Below are 21,591 nucleotides of genomic sequence, written 5' to 3'. Positions count from 1 at the left end.
TGCAATGCCCCTTTCTAGATTACAATCTGGGAAGGGGTATATTTTGTTCTATAGGTTTACCCTGGCTTAATCTTGACTCATAGATGCTTTATCACATCTGGGTCAGTATGTGAATTATCTTAATATTTATATATCTAAGAGTTGTTTGATAAACTCTACAAAATTTTCCAGAGCCGGAACCTGACTACAAGTGTCTTTACTAATCCAGTTATTATCTTTAATACTCACTGTATTAGTTTTCCCTGGTTTAAGGACACTGACAACTGTAGCTATTAAAGCTTTTTGATGATCAAATGGTTTCCAATCCAGCTTATGTTCTGCATCAAACTCAGCTAAATATGACTCAGCTTTCTCCATGTGGACAGGATAAGCAGAATGGCCACAACTATGAAGGATATTTTCTAATACACCTTGTTTTATGTTATCTGGCAGTACATAAATACCTGTGCGTGGGTAATCTGTATCTACTTTTCCTCCTACTGTGGGAAATTGCGGAAAATATACTTGGAATTTTCCACTATATTCTTGAGCAATCTTATTTGGCGAATCTTGATCAGCATCGGCAATAATTCCAAATGCTACAATTTCTTGTTTATATGGGGTATGATTTGCCAAAATAGCTAATAGAAGTTTCGCTAGGTTACTTCCACCACCTGCATATATAGCAACTGAGAGATTATCTGTATAATAAATTGCTGGCATATCTAACCTTTCATACAAATTCCCCCCTTTTTTAGGATAAGTTGGTTTAAATTTTGCCCAGAAAGGGTCTAAATTAGATTCTTTTCCATCAAATGCTTGGAATTTTAGTAGCTTGAGAACCTTGCTAAGAAATGCTAAATCATGGGGTCCCTCAACGCCGATCAGAGCATATTTCCGACTCACCAGCGAACCTCCTGTCCTAATTCCTCTCGAAGTGTTTTGAGTATAGTTTTATTCAACCTAACTGCATGAGTCTCTGAATTATTGGGTTCTATTCTATATACTACTAATTGATCATCGTCAGTATTTGCTACTAAAAGCGCATCAATCACTTCAAGGCTGTGAGTAGTCGCGAAAATTTGTACTTTCATTTTCCGAGACCAATTAACCAACCACTTAAAGAAAAACTGTAGTGCTTCAGTATGAATGGCGGTTCCTAATTCATCAATTAACAAAATTCCTTCCTTGACCTTGACCAGCATTAAAGCCATGGTTAGCAACCGAGACACACCATCACCAAAAACACTAATTGGTGAAATACCTGTTTGTTTATGGTTAATGTATATACTGGGACGAGGTATTCTTTGACCTGGAGGAACTAAAAGCTCAAGGTCAATAATTCCCGAGTCCATATACTGAAGTAATTTAATTACCTCTGACTTGAAATCTTGAAAGATAGCATCTGAAAGCAGCCGCATTTGAAACCGTTCTGCACGATGAGAAAATGGTGTAATGGTAGCAACAGGTAATGCTAAATTTTTTTGCCCTCCTTTAGGAATAAATCTATCATTGTCCCATATTTGAAACTTTGCGGTAATTGCATCTTGATTCTGACACGAGTCTGTTTGACAACTAGCAGGAGTAACCATTAGTTCCAGCTCTGCACCTTGTCGATTGCTAAAATCATCTTCTATACTTTCATCTCTATCATTTATTTCGTCATCACCAAGTGTTTGTTTGGATATCCATGTTACTTCAAGTTCCTGGTAGGTTGCTTCTAATTTAGTGACTGGGAAATCACCGGTACTAGAGATTAATATTTTTCCTTGGTAATTCTGAGTATGGTTTGTGTATCTCTGCTGGGGAAATAACCATTTGAGAGCTTCCAACCTGGAACTACTACGATATATTTCTCGCCGCGATGCTGTTGACACCCACTCAGATAAATCTAGAGGACGACAATAAGTTGAGATTGCCTCTAGTACACTAGTTTTACCGGCGTTGTTAACTCCCACAAGGATATTGATTTGTCCTGTATCCTGTAATTCCAGGTTCTGTAAACCTCGAAATTGGTGGATGGTTAAGCTTTCAAGATTTTTCATACCAAACTAAACCGAGGTTGTAGCCATCCAATTTTATCTGACTTATGCTTTGATTGTTGAGTTTGATTCAAAAGTTTGCTAGATCAATGTAAATAAAAAAATCCCCTGGTATAATTACCGGGGGAAATCCTGAATTAAAATATTCCTTTGAGGTCTTAACCAGCATTAGCCAAGAGTAACTCTCGCTTTTCTGACCCTTGTATGGTTACATGATTGTCATCGTCAATATCGGCGATCGCTGTAACTCCATCGGTAATTTCGCCAGAAAGCATAGCTTCAGCCAGAGGGTCTTCTAATAAGCGCATAATTGCTCGGCGTAAGGGTCTAGCGCCATAACTGGGGCTATAGCCTTCTTGGACTACACGCTCTTTAAAGCGGTCTGTGACTTGTAAAGTAATGCCTTTTTCAGTCAAGCGGGTAGCAACATCCCGGAGCATGATGTCCGCAATTTGCTTGACTTCATCTTTAGCCAGTTGGGTGAAGACGATAATATCATCCAAGCGGTTGAGAAATTCAGGACGGAAGTAAGCCTTTAGTTCCTCATTAACTAAGGTACGAATGCGGTTATAGTTAGCATCCTGTTCAGTCTCAAAGTCAAAGCCTAAACCACCGCCACCTTTTTCAATCACCTTAGAGCCAATGTTGGAAGTAAGAATAATTAGGGTATTCTTGAAGTCCACTTTCCGACCTTTAGCGTCTGTGAGGTGTCCGTCATCCAAGATTTGCAGCAGCATATTGAATACATCGGGGTGCGCTTTTTCGATTTCGTCGAATAGTAGCACTGAGTAAGGTCTGCGGCGCACGGCTTCTGTGAGTTGACCGCCTTCGTTGTATCCCACGTAACCTGGAGGTGAGCCGATGAGCTTGGAAACAGTATGACTCTCCATGTATTCGGACATATCTAGGCGAATCAAAGATTCTTCCGCCCCGAAGAAGTAGGAGGCCAAGGATTTGGCTAACTCTGTTTTACCCACTCCTGTCGGTCCAGAGAAAATAAAACTCGCAATGGGACGATGGGGATTTTTTAACCCTACTCTGGCGCGACGAATAGCACGGGATACGGCGGTAACTGCTTGTTCTTGACCAATTAACCGCTCGTGGAGTGTGTCTTCTAGGTGTAAGAGTAACTCCGACTCCGATTCGGTGAGTTTGTTCACTGGTACGCCCGTCCAAGAGGCGACAATTTGAGCAATGTCTTCCTCATCTACTACGGGGGACTTGATAAATTGCTCAGTTTGTGATACATCGTGCAGTTCGGCTTCGAGTTTGATTTCCTCGTCGCGCAGTTGTGATGCTCTGTCAAAATTTTGCAGTCTAACTGCTTCCTCTTTGGCTTTGGTGACACCGACTAATTGCTGCTTGAGTTCTTTATTTGTAGAGGTGCGAGAGTGACGCAACCGCACGCGGGAACCTGCTTCATCAATTAAGTCAATGGCTTTGTCTGGTAAAAAGCGATCGCTGATGTAACGGTCTGATAACTCAGCGGCGGCCACCACAGCTTGATCAGATATATGTACTTTATGGTGCTGCTCGTAAGCTCCCCGCAAGCCGTAGATAATCTCAATAGTTTCTTGTACTGAGGGTTCCCCTACTAACACTGATTGGAAACGACGCTCTAAGGCTGCATCACGCTCAATATGCTGACGATACTCATTGAGAGTAGTTGCACCAATGCACTGGAGTTCACCCCGTGCTAAGGCTGGTTTAAGGATATTGGCTGCATCTAAGCCGCCTTCTGTACCACCAGCACCAACTAAGGTGTGAACCTCGTCAATTACCAGAATGATATTCCCTGCGGAGCGGACTTCTGCAACAATCTTCTTGATGCGTTCTTCAAAGTCACCCCTAAAACGGGTTCCAGAGACTAAAAGCCCCATATCGAGACTAATTACTTGCTTGTCTAGCAGAATTTCGGGAGCATCCTGATGGGCGATGCGTTGAGCTAGACCTTCGGCGATCGCCGTTTTACCAACTCCAGGTTCACCGATCAACACAGGATTATTCTTAGTACGGCGACCGAGAATTTGGATAGTACGCTCAATTTCTTTTTCTCGACCAACTACGGGGTCAAGCTTACCCTCATGGGCTAATTTAGTCAGGTTTCTGCCAAATTCTTCCAAGCTGAGGTTTTGGCTGCGGGGGGAAGTACCGCCTGTGCTAGCGAACACAGTTCCACCTTCACCCAAACGCCGGATCACCTTTGTGCGGATATTTCTCAGATCAACCCCGATATTTTGTAGGACTTTGGCGGCGACACCTTCCCCAGCCTCCGTTAATCCCAAGAGTAAGTGTTCAGTATTAATGTAGTTATGTCCCAGGCTATTGGCTTCTCGAAAGGATTGCTCGAATAAGCTTTTTACCTTGGGGGTAAAAGGAATTTCTGGCGGTACAAAACCAGAACCTCTCCCGATAATTTTTTCGACTTCCCGACGTGCTTCCTTGAGAGTCACACCCAATTCGGCTAATACTTTAGCAGCAACCCCAGTCCCTTCTCCCACTAGACCCAGGAGAATTTGTTCAGTTCCTACGAAATTGTGCCCCAGGCGACGTGCTTCCTCCTGGGATAACATAATTACTTTAATGGCTTCGGAAGTGAAGTGTTCAAACATAATGGGTTTTTGCTCCCTTGCTGCTTTGGGCGTTGGGTGAGCTATATATTCACCCTCATTTAAACTTTTTTGTATTTTCTTAAAGATAATGTATCTTTATTTAAACTTGCATGGCAGTAGTGAGACCCGTATGAGGTGAGGTGTGGTTGCCGTCATGATTAATTATGGGGGAATATAACAACTTTTAACTCTAGAATTGCTATCAAGTAGTTACTCCATCAAAGGTATAAATCATGTCAGAATCCCACGGTGAGAAAGAACAACAACATCCCCTCTATAACCGCGATCGCCCCTCTATTAACATTTTACTCGCTCAAGGGGCAACAGACTACAATTTAGCAGAATTAGCCAGATTAAGAATTCGTTATCAAGGCTTTCCCGGGGCGCGAGACATTCAAAAAGACCTGGATAAAGTCATGCAGCAGTGGGGTTTGACAGAGGCGGAACTTTTTGATAAAACTCGCCAAATTCATGATTTGGGGGGAATTTATCAAAGTCGCGGCAAAAAAGCAGAGGAAGATTGGAATTAGTCCTCTCCATTTCTTTGTTCTCCATACTTCCGCAGCTGCTTTAATAGCTTTTCTGGGGATGATGCGGGAATGGCTGAATTAACAATGGGTGGGGGAGAAACTTCAAAATTAGGTGTGCTGGCGGCTGTTTTGAGGGAGTCTAAGGTAGTAGCTACTTGAACTTGTTGCTGCACCTGTTGTGTAGAAGACACTAACCCGCTTAAACCATTGACTAACCGCAGGAGATTCTGCCGGAAAGCCGGATCACCTGTCAACTCGTCTAAGTCTGATGTAATTTTTTGGGTATTTTCAAAAGTTACCCGTGCTGAGTCTAAGGTTTGCTGGATGAGCAGAAGGTTTTGAGGGTCATTAAGGTTTCGAGAAGCATCGCGTAAATTAGCTGAGGCTTCGGCTGCATTGGCCGAAAGGTTTTCTAAGTTTTTGAGTAATTCACCTTCAGCTAATTGATTAACCGCTGGTGATAGGGTATTGGCTGTAACTAGGAGTTGGTTGCTAGTTTCAGTAATATTATTTAAAGCACCAACTAAAGAACTGCGGTTGCTTGTGACTAGCTCATCTAGGTTATTTAATAACCGATTAGCTTGATTAGCTGTAGAACTAAATTCACTTGCTGTCACACCTAATTGATCTACTGTTTTAGTAGCGGATGCAGTCAGTTGATTTGTGGCTTGTTGTACTGAGTTGGCAGTATCCGAAAACGTACTTATTTGTCCCTCAAAAGTTTTAGTTAATTTTCGCATATCTTCACTTAGGGCTGCGATACTGGTAGCTGCTGCTGTTGAGCTTTCTAAAAGTTGATTGAGTCTTTGATAAAATTGCGGGTCATTGTATGTGGTGGCTAAGTTGGTTGAGCTACGAATTAGTTCATCAATACTGATACCAATATTACCTGGTAAGCGTGAACCATTACAAATTATTAGGGTCTGATCACAGTTATCATCTAGTGGTTTAGCGATCGCCACGCCAGTAGGTAGAGATTTTGTGGGTGTAATATCAATAATACTTTCACTAATTAACCCGCTCTGATTGGCTTCAATAACCACATCACGGGAAATCATCAAGTCAGCGGGAGCAATTTCAATTTCTACCTCTACAGCATTTGACCCTGCTTGAACTTGGGAAATATTACCGACTTTCACACCCCGATAACGGACTGGTGCGCCTCTTTGCATACCGCCAGCATTAGCAAATTCCACTATGAATTTATATGAATTTTTTCCAGGTGTGAGTCTATTCAACCAGAGGACAATCATCACAAATGCTCCCAAACCCATGAGGATGAGCAACCCTACCGAGCCTTCTCGTAATGTGCGCTTAGACGCAAAGCTGTTAGTTCTGATATCTCGCATAATTTTCCTCCATGCACCTACCCAGCCACCTGAATAGGTCCTTGTACACTCCCACTGATAAATTGTCTAATTAATGGGTTGTCTGTGGTATCTATATCACTAACTGTACCTTGCCACTGCACCTTACCTTGATAAAGGAATACCAATCTATCAGTTGTGCGGCGAATCGTACTATCTTGGTGGGTAACAATCACATAGGTACTACACACACCCTGTGTTAATTGTAACTGACGAATTAAATCTTCGATGACTGTGGAAGCAATGGGGTCAAGTCCGGCGGTGGGTTCATCGTATAGTAAAACTTGTGGCCCGTCGGTGGGATGATCGGGATGAGAAATAATGGCTCTAGCAAAACTGACCCGTTTTCGCATTCCCCCCGATAATTCAGAGGGGTAGAGATGGCCGATTCCCGATAAACCCACCATTTCTAATTTTTCCTTAACCAGTTTTTGAATGCGCGATCGCGGTATCTTGGAATGTTGATACAGTAAAAAGCCGACATTTTCATCTACTGTCAAGGAATCAAATAAAGCCGCCTGTTGAAACACCATCCCAATACCAATAGGATCAGTACTGTCCTCAATTAACCCATCTCGCCGTACCCCTTGAATGTAAATTTCTCCGCTATCGGGAGCCATTAATCCCGCAATAATTCTTAAAACCGTTGATTTACCAGTTCCTGAAGGCCCAATAATCCCTACGGCTTCCCCCCGATAAATTGTCAAATCCACATTATCTAAGACTTTATTGCTACCAAAGGACTTAGAAATACCCTTGAGTTCAATTAATGGTTCATTCATTGGTCACTAATTAGGGGGTAGTTAGAGAATATAAGTGGAAACTTGGTATTTAATCACTCAACGATAGGCTTGATGTTTATAGAGAGGATACTCTAAAATAGCTGGTAATTGGTTTATCAGATTGCCAATGGGTATAGCAAAGCAGCATATCCGGGAAATTCAAGCCGCACCCTCAAAAACTGCTTCTTCTGAAATAGCCTTTTCCACGCGCACTAAATATTCACGTGGTAGCATGGTCCTGTGTTCTACCCCTTGCAATCCTTCCATGGTCGCTAGTAACACCAATCTACCCCCTGCAGCCAGTTTGATGTCAGAAAATGGCATAAATCTGACAGTAGTTTGATTATTTCTGGAGTGGAGAATGGGTACTATAACCTATCCATAAGCAATTTACACCAACATTTTACCATTTAGAGTATCATTAATTCTGAACTATATACAGCGGATTTCATCTAGGTGAGGTACACTCTTAGCGGGCAGGATGCCCACCCCACAATAGTTTTATAATTAATATCTGTATTTTATCTAGGTAGAAAGTGCTGTATTCAGTAACTAATATAGCTTGGTGATTGAGATCAAACTTGAGGATATTTTCCCCTTTGTTCAAGTCCTAATTGTACTAGGTAGTTGTTCTGACAGGACGGGCTGCCATACTAATGTTGATGGACTTTTTCCAGTAGCCATAGGGAAGCAACTGTACCAACAAAATGAGCAGCAATACCATTAATATTAGCGACTACTATAAACACATCCAGGGCGCGAATGATTTTGTTAGGGTCAGTAATCGCTACTCCTGGGGGTTGGGATACAGCTTTTGCTACTAGGACACTCACGCTTGTAGTAGCGCCTAAAATGCTCAGGAGTATTCCCACCAAACCCACCATTACACCCATGCGGATGGCTCTGGTGGTATCTACTTTACTGGGGTGGAGAGTGGGGTTAGGATTGTCTAAGCGTCTACCTATGCGGGTGTAACGAAAATCCCAAAATATGCTGAATAATAAGAATAAAATTGAGGTGACAACCCAGAATACACCAATTCCAAAGCCTGGGTTCGGTTGTTGAGCAAATTCACGCCCAGGAGAAGCAAATAACAGCAATAAGGTACAAACTAGGGCTAATGCTAATTGTACCCATAGGGTAATCCACCCTGTGAGGCGAATTTGAGTGGCGATTTTATGCTGTCTATTTCTATTGTGGTGCGATGGTGCTAGCGATCGCACTTCTGTATTTGGTTCCATATTTTTCACCCTACCCCCATCCTAGATGATAATTTGCTGCTGTAGTGAATGTAATCATCCAGAGGCAGAATTGCAGTTAATATTTATCAATATTGAATATCCTAAAGGATAAAAGAGATGATCAGATCCTGGATGGTTATAGGGGGTGTAGCTTTGTTAATAGCTTTAGGATCTAACTTAATTACACCCAGCGACGTACAATGGTTTAGGCGCTTACGTAGACCGCGATGGTTAACCTTTGAGAGAGCAATTCCAGTAATTTGGACTTTAATATTTATTTGTGGTGGTTGGTCAGCTTATATAGTCTGGGAAAGTAATCCAGGTACGGGACGAACTTGGTTACTCATGGGTTTATACTTACTATTAGAAATTGTCACCATCGCCTATACACCGGTAATGTTTTGGCTGCGTAGTCTGCGGGTGGGTACGATTATTGGTGGTACAGGTTTTGTCATCTGTCTGATTTTGACAGTAGCAATTTTACCTGTTTACAGAGTTGCAGCAGTATTATTGATACCCTATTTGTTGTGGAGTCCCATTGGTACATATACCACGTGGAAAATGATTAACCTTAATCCTCAAGATGCTTGAGAATTCGACTTAGATCCTCAGCCTTACTTAAAATAAATAAACTACCATCTCCTCCCCGTCCAATGCGGAAACTTTGATCTAAATAAGTAATATCTAAAGTAGGGACTCTCCCTTGAGGATTGTTAGCAGGAACTACTTTAAACGGGTTAAGTTGGGGAGTATCAAAACCCAAAATCTTCTCAATGGATAGATAGCGTTGATCAAAATCTACGTTGATGCGTTGCTCTGTTGCTGGTGCAAAACTAGCTGTTACTTTCACATATCCAGAAACTAACCCCAAAGAATGTTTCACAAAAGCTAAGTTAAAAAATCGTTTGTTGGTAACATCAATTACCTGATAAACTTGACCTAACTGTAATCCTAGGGGGAGGGAATCTAAAGAACGGATTTCTCTAGCTGTGGAGTACAGCAACTTCCACCCCCCATTCAGCACAGAAGTAGCATTGAGGAGAGGTTGGGGATGGGGATTATAACTTTCTAGTTCCGTAGCTAATTGAGCAATTTCTGCAGCTAAGGTTTCACCTAGCTGTAAATCAGTCAGAGGAGAACTGAGATTACGTTTAGTTTGTATCTCCTCTAGGGAAGTTTGGAGTTTTTGCTGTAATAAAAGTCGATTATTCAAGGGTCAAATATTTTCCGGCCATAACGTGCTGTGAAAGAATTAGCCGGATTACTTTGATTATACAACCAAGCCCACATCTGGTCACCCAAGGAAAAATGCCACCATTCCCTAGGGTTGCGTTGAAATCCAGCTTTTAACATCACATTATACAATAATTGCCGATGGGCGTGATATGTTGCGGCTTGTGGGTGGTGACTATCAAGATAGTAGTCCGGGTGCGATCGCTCTGACAACTCATCAATAGGGGAACCCATATCGACTATTTCCCCCCTATCATCCACCAGTGTTATATCTACAGCAGCACCCGTACTGTGGGGAGGGGGAGTTTTTTCATCCCAACTGGGTATCGCCCAAATTTCATAAACCGAGTCCCAAACTGCTTGTAGTTGTGGTGGTGATAACTCAGCCTCAGTTAATCCCTGCTGTTGTAAAGCTTGAGCAAAACTGTAATCTACCATAAATTGTTGTACAGCCACAGGGCGATAAGCATCAAAAATCTGGATATACCAACCAGGATGAATTGCTTGTAAATAATTTTGGGCTTGAATTAAATTTTTTACCACACTTTCGCGCAAATAATAAGGAGAATATCCCCCATAGGGTGCGCCCAATTTTTCATAAGGATGGGGAGATTCCACTGCAAATAATTGCAAAGGAATTGCCGCAAGTGGTTCACCGCATTCTAATATAGGGATTTGGTGATAAGGTCTCATCAGTTTTTCTACTCAGTGTCAAAGATTATAACCATCCTAGTATGTAAATATTTTCATGAAACGGGACTCGATTTATTACCAAATTTTTAAGCGATTTCCATCGGTTATTTTTGAACTGATTGATTACCGTCCTGAACAAGCACAGAATTATCGATTTGAGTCAGTTGAAGTCAAAGAAACCTCTTTTCGTATAGATGGGGTGTTTTTACCCCCAGAGGATGCAAAACCCCGGATTATCTTATTTGCAGAAGTGCAATTTCAACGAGATGAAGGTCTTTACCATCGCTTCTTTACTGAGTTGCTGATGTATTTAAACCGCAATCAGTCTGAATACGATGACTGGTATTGTGTGGTAATTTTCCCAGACCGCAGTTTAGAACCAAGGGATACAAAAACTCATCGTCTGTTTTTCCACAGCAACCAAGTACAGCGAGTTTATCTAGATGAATTAGGTAATCCCAATCAGCAGCGTATAGGTATTAATTTAATGCAGTTGACCATCGCATCAGAGCAAACGATGGCAGACCAAGCAAAAAAATTAATTGAACGAGTACAATTAGAGTCAGAGGATGCACGGCTAAAAACAGAAATTATTGATATTATTACCACAATTGCTGTTTACAAGTTTTCTTCGTTAAGTAGAGAGGAAGTGGAAGCTATGCTCGGACTGACTTTAGAGCAAACCAGAGTCTATCAAGAAGCTAAAGCTGAGGGTCGCCAAGAAGGTCGCCAAGAAGGTCGCCAAGAAGGTCGCCAAGAAGGTCGTCAACAAATACTGAAAGTAGCTGTACCACTGTTACTAAAAACAGGGATGAGTCTAGAACAGATTGCTCAACAGCTTAATGTTGACCTAGAAGCTGTCCGCCTTGCTGCACAGCATAACACCTAAGCAATTTGACTTACAGCAGTTTTCAAGTAAATAAATAAAGTACACACCTTAATATCATAAATCTTGTGGGGTGGGCATCCTGCCTGCCCTAGTTTACCTCACTCAGATGGCTGTATTTCCAGTTGAGGAGTATTGTTACCAGTTACCTGAAGGTAGTTGGGATGCGATCGCTGGCGACAATTGATCAATATGGTTTAATATCAGAAGGTGATTTAGTAAATAAGTGGATTGTAGCCATCTTTACAGATGCAGGTGTTGCTGTAGCGGCTAAGATAAAAGTCACCGTTCTACAATTACTTATCTAACTAATTGCTGAGTCTTTTCTATTTTTACTTGAGAACCAGAAAACATTTTTACCAACACTTGTTCTGCGACAGCCTTAACTACATTAATGCTTACCGAATTTCCCAATTGATAGTAAGCTTTATCATCATTGGGATGAAGTAAAAAATTATCTGGAAAACCCTGTAAACGTGCTGCTTCACGGGGAGTTATTCGTCGGACTCGCTGATTATGATAAACGCCTAATCTATTAGCATCACTAGCAACCAATGTCACAGAAATTTTCCTAGGATCTAAAAATTTATAAACTTCAAATGAAAAATTACCAGATAAAGGTTTATATTTACCATTAATCAGTTTCAAATATTTCTTAGTAACTAGTGAATTCAAAACATCTGCCAAATTAGGATAATCACAGAAACTAGCTATTTGTTCTTGAGTCAGTAGTTTACCGTCTTGTATGTCACCAAATTCTTTGTTACGTCTTTTTAAGATAAAACGGTTCATCAATGCAATTTCTTCTACAGTACATTCACCACGCAAACCTAACTCCCAAGAATGAATAGATTTACCACCTCTATAATCAATTAGCCTTACACCATGAAGTCGATTTAAATCATGGTTAAATATCCGTTTTAAGGCATTAATAAACTCTGGAGAACAGTCATATTTACTGTTAGGATTATCTTCTAAAATATCACAAACACTCACATTTTTTTTTGTTTGATCAAATAAAGATAACTGATTATCATTATAACTATGAGAATCTTTTGGTCCAACATCCGACATCAAATCAAATACAGGATTAGCATTTAAAATGCCAATTAAATAAATCCGCACTCGATTTTGGGGTAAGCCGAAATTTGCACTATTGAGTAAAAAAGCATCAAAGCTGTAACCTCTTTTTTGTATTTCGTGTTTGATCGTTGCCAAACTTTTACCTTGATCATGACTATAAATACCTCTAACATTTTCAAAAATAAAAGCTTGTGGTTTATATGTATCAAGCAATCTAGTAATTTCAAAAAATAGTGTACCTCTGGTGTCGCCAAACCCTTCTTTTTTGCCAGCATAAGAAAATGATTGACAAGGAAACCCGGCTAATAATATTTCATGTTCTGGTAGTTTATCTATAATTCGGATATCACCTAAAGACTGGTGATTGAAATTTCTTGCATATACTAGTTGAGCATCTGTATTGATTTCGCTACTTAAAACACATTCGGTTTCTATATTTAATCCATGAGCAGCTTGTTCAAAGGCTAATCTAATTCCTCCTATCCCTGAAAATAAATCCACGAATCTAATTTTTTGCATACTTTTAAAACCTGTGTTATTAAAATCAGGCCAATTCCTGAATTACCCCCATCCCATTGGGAAGGGGGGAGTATAACTAGGCGCTGAAATACTTAGCTACAGGGTGATAAGCAATAATCGCCGTCGTAGACTGTTCTGGATAAATTTGCTCACTTTCATCCATATACAGATTAATTCTGTCGCTCTCCAACAACTCCAGCTGCTTATACTGATCCTGCATATTCGGACAAGCGGGATAACCGAAACTATACCGCGAACCGTGATAACGCTGTGCCAAAATATCCCGAATATTATCCGGTTCATTAGCACCAAAACCCAACTCCCGGCGAATTCTGGCGTGAGTCCATTCCGCCAACGCCTCAGCCACCTGCACAGCTAAACCGTGAAAATACAGATAATCTGTGTACTTATTATCAGCAAATAACTTTTGGGCGAACTCCGTGGCTATCTCTCCCACAGTTACCGCCTGCATGGGGAAGACATCAATTACCCCCGACTCTTTGGGTGCAAAGAAATCAGCAATACACAACCGCCTTAAAGACTTCTGTCTGGGGAACTCAAAACAGGCTCTTACCTCTGACTCTGGATGGTGAGAATCATAAATATACAAAGTATTCCCCTGAGACTGACAGGGAAAATACCCATAAATTACCTGGGGATGTAGCAACTTCTCAGTAATGATCCTTTCCTTCCAACCCTCCAAAATCGGAGAAACATTCTGTTGTAAAAACTCCTGATACTCCTCCTTAGACTGTTCCTTTGGCTTGCGGAATTGCCATTGTCCAGCAATCAAAGCTTGTAAATCTAAATACCACAAAACTTCTTCAATGGGAATATCAGCAGGTTGTAATAACTGAGTTCCCCAAAAAGGCGGTGTGGGGCGGGGAATATCTACCGCCACAGCTTCAGATGGGTGGGTATCTATAGTTACAGGTTGGGCATCACTGGGTGCGGGAGACTGGGTACTAGGTGCTGGGGAGGTGGTGATTTTTGGTTCTGCTTCTACCTCATCCAAAAATCCTTGGAAATCATCCCAATTATTAGCAGCTTTAGCTGGCATTAATTTATCCATGAAATGCAAATCAGCAAAAGCATCCTTACCATAAATTACCTTACCCTTGTAGGTGTTTTGGCAATCCTGATACACAAACTTGGGAGTTAAGGCCGCACCACCTAAAATTACAGGAACAGTAATTCCCTTTTCGTTGAAAGCCTCCAAGTTATCCTTCATAAAAGCGGTAGACTTGACTAACAACCCACTCATAGCAATACAATCAGCTTTGTGTTGTTGGTAAGCCTCGATGATATTTTCCACCGGTTGCTTAATACCCAGGTTAATGACCTTGTAGCCATTGTTAGATAAGATAATATCTACCAAGTTTTTACCAATATCATGGACATCACCTTTAACCGTGGCAATGATAAAGGTGCCCTTAGCATTATTACCAGATTCTGACTTTTCCATGAAGGGTTCTAGATATGCAACCGCAGCTTTCATGGTTTCCGCTGACTGCAAAACAAAAGGTAATTGCATTTGTCCAGAACCGAACAACTCACCCACAACTTTCATCCCATCTAGAAGAAAGGTGTTGATAATTTCCAGAGGCGGATATTGTTCTAAAGCCTTTGTGAGCTGTGCTTCTAAACCAATGCGTTCGCCGTCGATGATATGACGTTTGAGGCGTTCTTCTATGGGGAGACTTTCATCTACACCTTTTTCGCGCTTTGTAGTTACCCCTTCAAATAAGGTGGTAAGTTCTCCTAAAGGATCATAAACGCAGACATCACCCTCAAATTTACGCCGGTCATAAATTAAGTCCTGACAAACTTGTTGATGGTTGTCTGCAATTTTAGACAAAGGTAAAATTTTGTTAGGGCTGACAATGGCTGCATCCATACCAGCTGTCATTGCTTCATGTAAAAACATGGAGTTGAGTACAACTCTGGCTGCTGGGTTCAAACCAAAGGAAATATTAGATACACCTAAGATTACATGACAGCCGGGTAATTCTTGGCGAATCCGCCGAATTGATTCAATGGTAGCCCTACCGTTGGCTCTGTCTTCTTCAATCCCGGTAGAAATAGGTAAAGCCAAAGTATCAAAGAATATCTCTGTGGGAGGTATACCATATTCTAAAGCTTGACGATAGGCACGTTGGGCAATTTGAAACTTTTTCTGGGCTGTCCGCGCCATCCCATCTTCATCGATAGTACCAATAACTACCCCAGCGCCGTACTTTTTAGCTAACTCCAGCACTTTTAAAAAACGTGGTTCGCCATCTTCGTAGTTGGTGGAGTTGAGTAAACACTTACCACCGGCTACCTTTAACCCCGCCTCCATTTTTTCCCATTCTGTGGAGTCGAGCATTAAGGGCAATGTAACATTATTGACAATGCGTGATACCAGTTCGTGCATATCTCGCACACCGTCACGTCCTACATAATCGACGTTGACATCAAGGATGTGTGCCCCCTCTTTGACTTGGGCCCTAGCCATAGATACTAGTCCATCCCAGTCCTCTCCATTGAGCAAATCACGGCATTTTTTGGAACCACTGGCGTTGAGACGTTCACCGACAATTAAGAAGGAATTATCTTGGTCGTAAGGCTGAGTGGAATAAATTGATGCTGCGGCTGGTTCTAGGCTATGCTGTCTGACTTTTGGCTTCAGGTTTTGGGCAATTTCTGCTAATTGTTGAATGTGTTCTGGACGTGTCCCACAGCAACCCCCAATCACTTGGACACCCAAATCTTCAACAAAGTGCATTAATGCCATGCGTAATTCCAACGGTGTGAGGCGGTAGTGTGCTTTACCACCAATATTCTCAGGTAAACCGGCATTGGGTATACAGGAGACGATAAAAGGTGAATGTTCTGAGAGATACTTGATATGTGGTTTCATCAGGTCTGGCCCTGTGGCACAGTTCAAACCCAGAATATCTATGGGATATGGTGCTAATATGGTCAGCACAGCACTGATTTCTGAACCTACTAGCATTGTACCCATGCTTTCCATGGTAACGGATACCATGAGCGGGCGACGTTCACCTTTTTTGCTAAAAACTTCTTCAATACCATTGAGTGCTGCTTTGATTTGCAGTACGTCTTGACAAGTTTCTACCAGAAATAAATCAACTCCACCATCAAAGAGGGCTTCGGCTTGTTCGGCGAAGTTAGCTTTGAGGGTGTCAAAGTCAATATGTCCCAAGGTGGGGAGTTTGGTTGTGGGTCCCATGGAACCGGCGACAAATCTCGGTTTGTCTGGGGTGGAAAATTCAGCGGCGACCCTCTTGGCTATTTCTACGGCTGTTTTATTTAAGTCATAGGTCTTCTGTGCTAGGTCATATTCTGCTAGTACAATGGATGTGGCTCCAAAGGTGTCTGTTTCAATGACATCAGCGCCAGCGGCGAGAAAGTCTCGGTGTACTTTGGCGACGGCTTCGGGGTTGGTGTAAACTAAGTATTCGTTACAACCTTCATATTCTGGACCGCCGAAATCTTCCGCAGTCAGGTTTTGACTTTGCAGGTTGGTTCCCATAGCACCGTCAAAGACGATAACTGGGCGGTTGGGACTATGCAGATGTTCTAGGAACGGATGAGTCATATTTTCCTACAGGAAATTACTTCAGTCTTGTAGTGTTCTATTTTATTATTTTCCCAAATTGTCGGCGTTTTATGCGGTTCGGTCTTGGTAGAATTTTGTTGCATATACTAGGCGCACAGTCCAAACCACAGATGTTGACGCTTGGTGGTTTCAGTTAAAGATCAGGTCTAGGCGCTGTTGGGCGGTTTTTAGGGCCTGTTCTGGGGAGGTTTGACCCAGTAGTACTGATTCTATTCCTCGTCCTAGGCTATCGGATATCCGATTGTAGCCGGGAAAGATGGGACGCGATCGCCCATGTCGGGCCTGATCTAAAAATACCTGCACAGATGGGTTAGTTTGGAGGAATGCTTGATATTCTGGTTGTTGGCGAGATTTCAGGTTAATTGGTAAATAACCGGTTCCCAAAGCTAATTCTGTTTGAAATTCTGCACTCATGGCATACTCAGCAAAGATGAAAGCTGCTTTTTGCCTTTCTGGTGTGGTTTTAAATAAGAATAGGTTTTCACCCCCGATGCTGGTAGCTGGTTGTTTGTTTATAGGTATGGGAAAAACGGCAAAATCAACACCGCTCTGAGTAAATTCTTTTAGACTCCAAGGACCAGTTACCTGCATGGCTACCTTACCAGAAATTAAGTTACCTGTTTCATAGCCTCTTTCTGGGGGGGATAACATGGCAGAACCATCTTCAATCAGATGACGCCAAAATTGCAAGGCGGCGATCGCCCCTGGATTATCTTGTAACATTACTGCTGCTGGTTTTTGCACGTCTGGCGGTACTAATTCGCCGCCACTACTCCACATAAATGGTAACCAGGTGAAGACCGTAAACTCACCTTTGCCTAATGGCAACAATACCCCATACTGGTCTATGCGGCCATCGCCATTAGTATCACGGGTTAATTTTTGCGCCACTTGGCGAAACTCTTCCCAAGTTCTGGGTAATTGGGTAATTCCGGCGGCTGTAAACAAACTGGGACGGTAATATACAGCCACATTATTAGTTGCAAAGGGTACAGACCAGATTTTACCCTGGTATTCCATGGATTCAAACAAGGCCGGCTCAATTTCCCCTTTGACTGGGGAATTATTCAGCTGCTCATCTAAAGGAATTAAGGAACCTGCTAGTTCCACTAATTGACCGGCAATAGTGGGGTTGTACCATAATAGGTCTGGGGGAGCATTCCCCACCACTGCTGCTAAAATTTTGGGGATTTGCTGGTCTTGTTGTCCTGCATAGACAGATTCTACGTGAATATAGGGATGAGTTTGATTAAATTTATCTACAAGTCTTTGTAAAACATCTCGATTAGGCGGGGGATTTACACCTTGCCATAAGGTAAGATGAACTACATCTGTTTTTCTGAGGTTTTGGCATCCACTCAAAGCCAGTATGCCGACCAGCAGTAACAGTAGTAAACTTCTAATGTAGTATTTTAATTTCTTTCTTTGTCTTCTGAATTTATTGGGCATGGGAAAAATGCGCGCAAAACTTATCATCAGGTATCGCACAATTGATATTAGATACTTCAATTGGCATTTGATATATCCTAAACTTTCAAGAAAGGGTTAATCATTTAACATTATGGCAGGACATAGTAAATGGGCAAATATTAAGCGTCAAAAGGCAGTAGTAGATGCCAAGAAGGGTAAGACCTTCGCCCAGTTATCTAGAGCAATTATTATTGCTGCGAGGACTGGTTTACCAGACCCCAGCGCTAATTTTCAGCTACGTACAGCCATCGATAAGGCTAAGGCTGCGGATATACCTAATGATAATATTGAACGGGCGATCGCTAAAGGTGCAGGAACCTTTGGCGGGGATAGTAGTAATTTTGAGGCTATTCGCTACGAAGGTTATGGACCGGGTGGTGTCGCAATTTTAATTGAAGCCCTCACAGATAATCGTAACCGCACAGCGGCTGATTTACGTGCCGCTTTTAGTAAGCGCGGTGGTAACCTTGGTGAAACAGGTTGCGTCAGCTGGATGTTTCACCAAAAAGGTGTGTGTACTGTTCAGGGGGTAAAAAATGAAGACCAGCTTTTGGAAGCATCCCTAGAAGGTGAAGCCCAGTCTTATGAAATGATTGACGATGACATAGCCGAGGTATTTACCGAGGTGATCAACTTAGAACTACTCACCCAGACACTCAAGGAGCAAGGCTTTGAGATCAGGGATGTAGAATTACGCTGGATACCTACTAATTATATTGAGATTGCTGATCCTGAGCAAGGGCGATCGCTGCTCAAGTTAATTGATACTCTCGAAGGTTTAGATGATGTCCAGAATGTGACTGCTAACTTTGAAATAGCCGACAGTCTTTTAGATGTAATCATGGTTTAAGAACAACTAACCGCACAGACACCCATCAATTTATCTGTGGATCTGTGGTTCATAAATCTCTTTTTCCCAAAAATTATGAAAATTTGGCAACTTGACTTTTATCGCAGTCCAGTACAGGAGACATCCGGACAAACCCTATGGGAATTGTTGATTTGTGACCCAACACATACCTTTGAATATACAGCCTCCTGTCCCCAGACAGCCGCCACCGCCCATTGGCTTGCTACTCAAATTCAGCTAGCCGCTAGTAACAACTTACCAGATATCATTCAGGTATTTCGTCCCCAGACCTTAAGTTTAATTCAAGTCGCCGCCAAAAACTTAAATATTCGCGTCGAACCCACCCGCCATACTTTAGCCTTAAAACGGTGGTTACAAGCAAAGCAATATCCCTTAACCCTAGATCAACCACCCCCAACACCATTACCAGAAAACCTCTGGGGGGAACAGTGGCGCTTTGCTACGCTCCCAGCGGGTGAACTTGTGGATGTATTTGCAGAACGCCCCATACCTATTTTGTCTATACCAGAATCTTTACAACCCATTAATTTGGGTTTACCATCCACAGCGCCTATTCCGGGGGTAGTTATCTATGGTGGTAGAAAGTCAATGGCTTTGGCTCGGTGGTTAGATACGGCACAGCCAGCATCGTTAAATTACATAGCAGGTGAACCCCATGGTTTAATATTAGAGGCTGGTTTAGTAGATAGGTGGATTCTCGCCACTTTTACAGATGCAGATGTGGTTGCGGGGGCCAAAACCTATCAACAGCGTCAACAACAAAGCCGAGGATTGCACTTTTTGTTAGTGCAACCCGATGATTCTGGGATGACCTATAGTGGCTTCTGGTTACTATGCTTAGATGTAAATTCTAAGTATATTTAACAAAGGTAACCTACTTAAGCTAGTGACTATTTTCCCTGAAGTCGTGCTTGCTTCACCATGGCAATCAAAGTTTGGTGAGCATCTTCTGAGTCTACCAAAATATGATCGAATTGAATCCGCACTGGCACAGTTTGTTGATTTACCTCTGCTGTCAAATTCATCCCTTGAGAGTCAATGGAGAGCATTTTTGCACTTGTGACATCTGTCACACCCCCAAAAGCTTGGGCATAAAGAACTACAGCATTAGCATGGTCATCATTCATATGAGTGCAAATGCGTGAGCTAATTTCAGGGGAGAAGTAATCAGACATGATGGATTAGGAAGTTAATAATACAGTGATGGTCTCAGATTTTACCAGATGAACTACCCACAGTTGGCTTCGCCTGAACTGTGGGTTTCTACATCCCTCAGTTCGTTTTTAGCAAAACCTTCTGTAGATTTTTGTCGCTTCTTTGCCCCTAGTTGCCGCATCGATCCAGCTTGCTTGCGCTTACTGGTAGATGTAGTAGAGCTAGACGACTCTGCGACTACGAAGCCAGTTCCTGACTCCGGTAGAATGCCTTTTGCCCAGTAAAGCATTACTTCTGCTGCGGCGATGTCGCGGTCTTGTGTATAACCACAAACACCACAATTATGCACTCTCATATCAAGTGTTTTCTTGTGTTGATGACCGCATTTAGGACAGGTTTGGCTAGGTTTTACTTTCTTGGTGGGAACTTCTACAAATACACCACCAATCTGCTCAACTTTGTACTTGATGGTACTGCGAAGCATCCCAAAACTAACATCTAGTATTGACTTATTCAAACCTGCTTTTTGTTTCTTACCCTTGCCTTTTTTAGCCTTACTGGTCATGTTCTTGACTTCTAGTTTCTCAGTGACAACGAAGCTATTACCGCGTACAATGTCTGTTGCAACTTGATGTACCCAATTTTGGCGCTGGTTAGCAACTTGACGAATTAGTTTACTAACCTTTGCTTGGGCTGTTTTCCATCTCCTAGAAGCCTGAATTTTTTTGGTTCTATTTGGTGCGCGTTTTTGTCTTTTATCCTTGGATGCTTTCTTGATTTGATGTTCAGCGGTTCTCAAAAACTTAGGAGCCTCAATCTGTTGATGATTCTGACCATCAGTAATTGACAATGCTGCATTACAACCTAAATCTATCCCAACAGCACCAGTTGGTAAAATTTCTGGCTTGAGAACTTGGTCTAAAACATCTACAGTGATCGATGCGTACCATTTACCATGACGATAAACGATAGTACAAGTAGTGGGAGTTCCCCAATATTTAGCTTTACCCCGCATCTGAATACGTCCAATTTTAGACAGGTTCAAATACCCATTTTCGCCATGGGATTCTACTGAATACCCAGATTTAGCGGGATATGTCCAACCTGAATAATGTCGAATCGATTTGAATTTAGGACGTTTACCTAAACCTTTGAACCAACGTTCAAAAGCATAATCTACCCGTTTTAATGTGGCTTGCAGAGCTTGAGAGTTAATTTCCTTATACTCTGTCCACACTTCTTTGAATGCAGGTAAGCAATTTTGTTGCTCAAAATAATCAACCTTATGGTTGAATTTTTGATATTGAGTAAATCTGTTATATACAGCAGCGTTAAAAAGGTCTTTGTGAAGCTTTCGGTGATACCTCAAAGACTGTTCTATCTGCTTATTTGGGTATAGCCTGAAAGTCATCCGCCTTGTCACCACTGATTGATTTTCCTCCTGCAGGTATTTTTTTCTATTATAAATCAAGCAATATATACAATCTTAAGATGCGCCTAACA

General features: G+C 41.9%; 20 protein-coding genes. 6 read left to right on the top strand and 14 right to left on the bottom strand.

Annotated features, from left to right (window positions below; all coding sequences use genetic code 11):
- Positions 1-126 precede the first annotated feature (126 nt).
- The 3 genes from PN457_RS15695 to PN457_RS15685 form a co-directional block, all read right to left on the bottom strand.
- The gene (locus tag PN457_RS15695) at positions 127-885 is read right to left on the bottom strand and encodes a DUF3226 domain-containing protein (protein WP_271734326.1); all 759 of its coding nucleotides are present in this window, start codon (positions 883-885) and stop codon (positions 127-129) included.
- Positions 882-2,024: an AAA family ATPase gene (locus tag PN457_RS15690; RefSeq protein WP_271734325.1), complete on the bottom strand. Its 1,143-nt coding sequence runs from the start codon at positions 2,022-2,024 to the stop codon at positions 882-884. The genes PN457_RS15695 and PN457_RS15690 overlap by 4 nt, the downstream gene beginning before the upstream one ends.
- A 155-nt stretch (positions 2,025-2,179) precedes the next feature.
- Positions 2,180-4,633: an ATP-dependent Clp protease ATP-binding subunit gene (locus PN457_RS15685; RefSeq protein ID WP_271734323.1), complete on the bottom strand. Its 2,454-nt coding sequence runs from the start codon at positions 4,631-4,633 to the stop codon at positions 2,180-2,182.
- Positions 4,634-4,866: 233 nt separating this feature from the next.
- Here PN457_RS15685 and PN457_RS15680 point away from each other — a divergent pair, with 233 nt between their 5' ends.
- Entirely contained in the window at positions 4,867-5,163 is a 297-nt protein-coding gene (locus PN457_RS15680) for a DUF3288 family protein (protein WP_271734322.1), read from the top strand.
- Here PN457_RS15680 and PN457_RS15675 read toward each other — a convergent pair.
- The 4 genes from PN457_RS15675 to PN457_RS15660 all read right to left on the bottom strand — a co-directional run bounded on the left by PN457_RS15675 (position 5,160) and on the right by PN457_RS15660 (position 8,553).
- A complete protein-coding gene (locus PN457_RS15675; protein ID WP_271734321.1) occupies positions 5,160-6,512 on the bottom strand; it encodes an MlaD family protein in 1,353 nt (450 codons plus the stop codon). The genes PN457_RS15680 and PN457_RS15675 overlap by 4 nt on opposite strands.
- Positions 6,513-6,529: 17 nt before the next feature.
- Complete coding sequence (locus PN457_RS15670; protein WP_271734320.1) at positions 6,530-7,312, bottom strand: ABC transporter ATP-binding protein; 783 nt, start codon at positions 7,310-7,312, stop codon at positions 6,530-6,532.
- Between the two features lie 159 nt (positions 7,313-7,471).
- Positions 7,472-7,636: a hypothetical protein gene (locus tag PN457_RS15665; RefSeq protein WP_271734319.1), complete on the bottom strand. Its 165-nt coding sequence runs from the start codon at positions 7,634-7,636 to the stop codon at positions 7,472-7,474.
- 329 nt (positions 7,637-7,965) lie between these two features.
- On the bottom strand, positions 7,966-8,553 hold the full coding sequence (locus PN457_RS15660) for a DUF3611 family protein (RefSeq protein WP_271734318.1): 588 nt from the start codon (positions 8,551-8,553) through the stop codon (positions 7,966-7,968).
- 117 nt (positions 8,554-8,670) lie between these two features.
- On the opposite strand from PN457_RS15660, the gene PN457_RS15655 reads away from it, so the two are divergent.
- Entirely contained in the window at positions 8,671-9,144 is a 474-nt protein-coding gene (locus tag PN457_RS15655) for a TspO/MBR family protein (RefSeq protein ID WP_271734317.1), read from the top strand.
- On the opposite strand, the gene PN457_RS15650 is transcribed toward PN457_RS15655, so the two are convergent.
- Both PN457_RS15650 and PN457_RS15645 read right to left on the bottom strand, forming a co-directional pair.
- Positions 9,125-9,766, bottom strand: coding sequence for a PAP/fibrillin family protein (locus PN457_RS15650; RefSeq protein ID WP_271734316.1), 642 nt, complete (start codon positions 9,764-9,766; stop codon positions 9,125-9,127). The two genes, PN457_RS15655 and PN457_RS15650, sit on opposite strands and share 20 nt — an antisense overlap.
- Positions 9,763-10,479 (bottom strand): M15 family metallopeptidase, encoded by a 717-nt coding sequence (locus PN457_RS15645; protein ID WP_271734315.1) that lies wholly within the window; start codon positions 10,477-10,479, stop codon positions 9,763-9,765. The genes PN457_RS15650 and PN457_RS15645 overlap by 4 nt, the downstream gene beginning before the upstream one ends.
- Positions 10,480-10,534: 55 nt before the next feature.
- On the opposite strand from PN457_RS15645, the gene PN457_RS15640 reads away from it, so the two are divergent.
- Together PN457_RS15640 and PN457_RS15635 are read left to right on the top strand one after the other, a co-directional pair.
- Positions 10,535-11,368 carry an Rpn family recombination-promoting nuclease/putative transposase gene (locus tag PN457_RS15640; protein ID WP_271734314.1) on the top strand — a complete coding sequence of 278 codons (834 nt, stop codon included), beginning with the start codon at positions 10,535-10,537 and terminating at the stop codon, positions 11,366-11,368.
- 122 nt (positions 11,369-11,490) lie between these two features.
- Positions 11,491-11,673 (top strand): hypothetical protein, encoded by a 183-nt coding sequence (locus PN457_RS15635; RefSeq protein ID WP_271734313.1) that lies wholly within the window; start codon positions 11,491-11,493, stop codon positions 11,671-11,673.
- Here the strand turns inward: PN457_RS15635 and dcm are convergent.
- From dcm to PN457_RS15620, 3 genes are all read right to left on the bottom strand, one after another.
- A complete protein-coding gene (gene dcm, locus PN457_RS15630; protein ID WP_271734312.1) occupies positions 11,666-12,967 on the bottom strand; it encodes a DNA (cytosine-5-)-methyltransferase in 1,302 nt (433 codons plus the stop codon). The genes PN457_RS15635 and dcm overlap by 8 nt on opposite strands.
- Positions 12,968-13,043: 76 nt before the next feature.
- Positions 13,044-16,571, bottom strand: coding sequence for a methionine synthase (gene metH / locus PN457_RS15625; protein ID WP_271734311.1), 3,528 nt, complete (start codon positions 16,569-16,571; stop codon positions 13,044-13,046).
- A gap of 150 nt (positions 16,572-16,721) precedes the next feature.
- Positions 16,722-18,041 (bottom strand): ABC transporter substrate-binding protein, encoded by a 1,320-nt coding sequence (locus tag PN457_RS15620; protein WP_271734310.1) that lies wholly within the window; start codon positions 18,039-18,041, stop codon positions 16,722-16,724.
- A 112-nt stretch (positions 18,042-18,153) separates the two neighbouring features.
- On the opposite strand from PN457_RS15620, the gene PN457_RS15615 reads away from it, so the two are divergent.
- Both PN457_RS15615 and PN457_RS15610 read left to right on the top strand, forming a co-directional pair.
- The gene (locus tag PN457_RS15615; protein WP_271734309.1) at positions 18,154-18,912 is read left to right on the top strand and encodes a YebC/PmpR family DNA-binding transcriptional regulator; all 759 of its coding nucleotides are present in this window, start codon (positions 18,154-18,156) and stop codon (positions 18,910-18,912) included.
- Between the two features lie 75 nt (positions 18,913-18,987).
- Positions 18,988-19,797: a Tab2/Atab2 family RNA-binding protein gene (locus PN457_RS15610; RefSeq protein WP_417006613.1), complete on the top strand. Its 810-nt coding sequence runs from the start codon at positions 18,988-18,990 to the stop codon at positions 19,795-19,797.
- Between the two features lie 26 nt (positions 19,798-19,823).
- Here the strand turns inward: PN457_RS15610 and PN457_RS15605 are convergent, their stop codons facing one another.
- Positions 19,824-20,108 (bottom strand): DUF2470 domain-containing protein, encoded by a 285-nt coding sequence (locus PN457_RS15605; protein ID WP_271734308.1) that lies wholly within the window; start codon positions 20,106-20,108, stop codon positions 19,824-19,826.
- Positions 20,109-20,161: 53 nt separating this feature from the next.
- Positions 20,162-21,499, bottom strand: a complete 1,338-nt coding sequence (locus PN457_RS15600) for an RNA-guided endonuclease InsQ/TnpB family protein (protein ID WP_271734336.1) — start codon at positions 21,497-21,499, stop codon at positions 20,162-20,164.
- Positions 21,500-21,591 lie beyond the last annotated feature (92 nt).

The organism is Anabaenopsis arnoldii (genome assembly GCF_028331025.1).
In the GTDB taxonomy this organism is placed as follows: domain Bacteria; phylum Cyanobacteriota; class Cyanobacteriia; order Cyanobacteriales; family Nostocaceae; genus Anabaenopsis; species Anabaenopsis arnoldii.
This window is presented reverse-complemented; position numbering and strand designations above follow the sequence as displayed.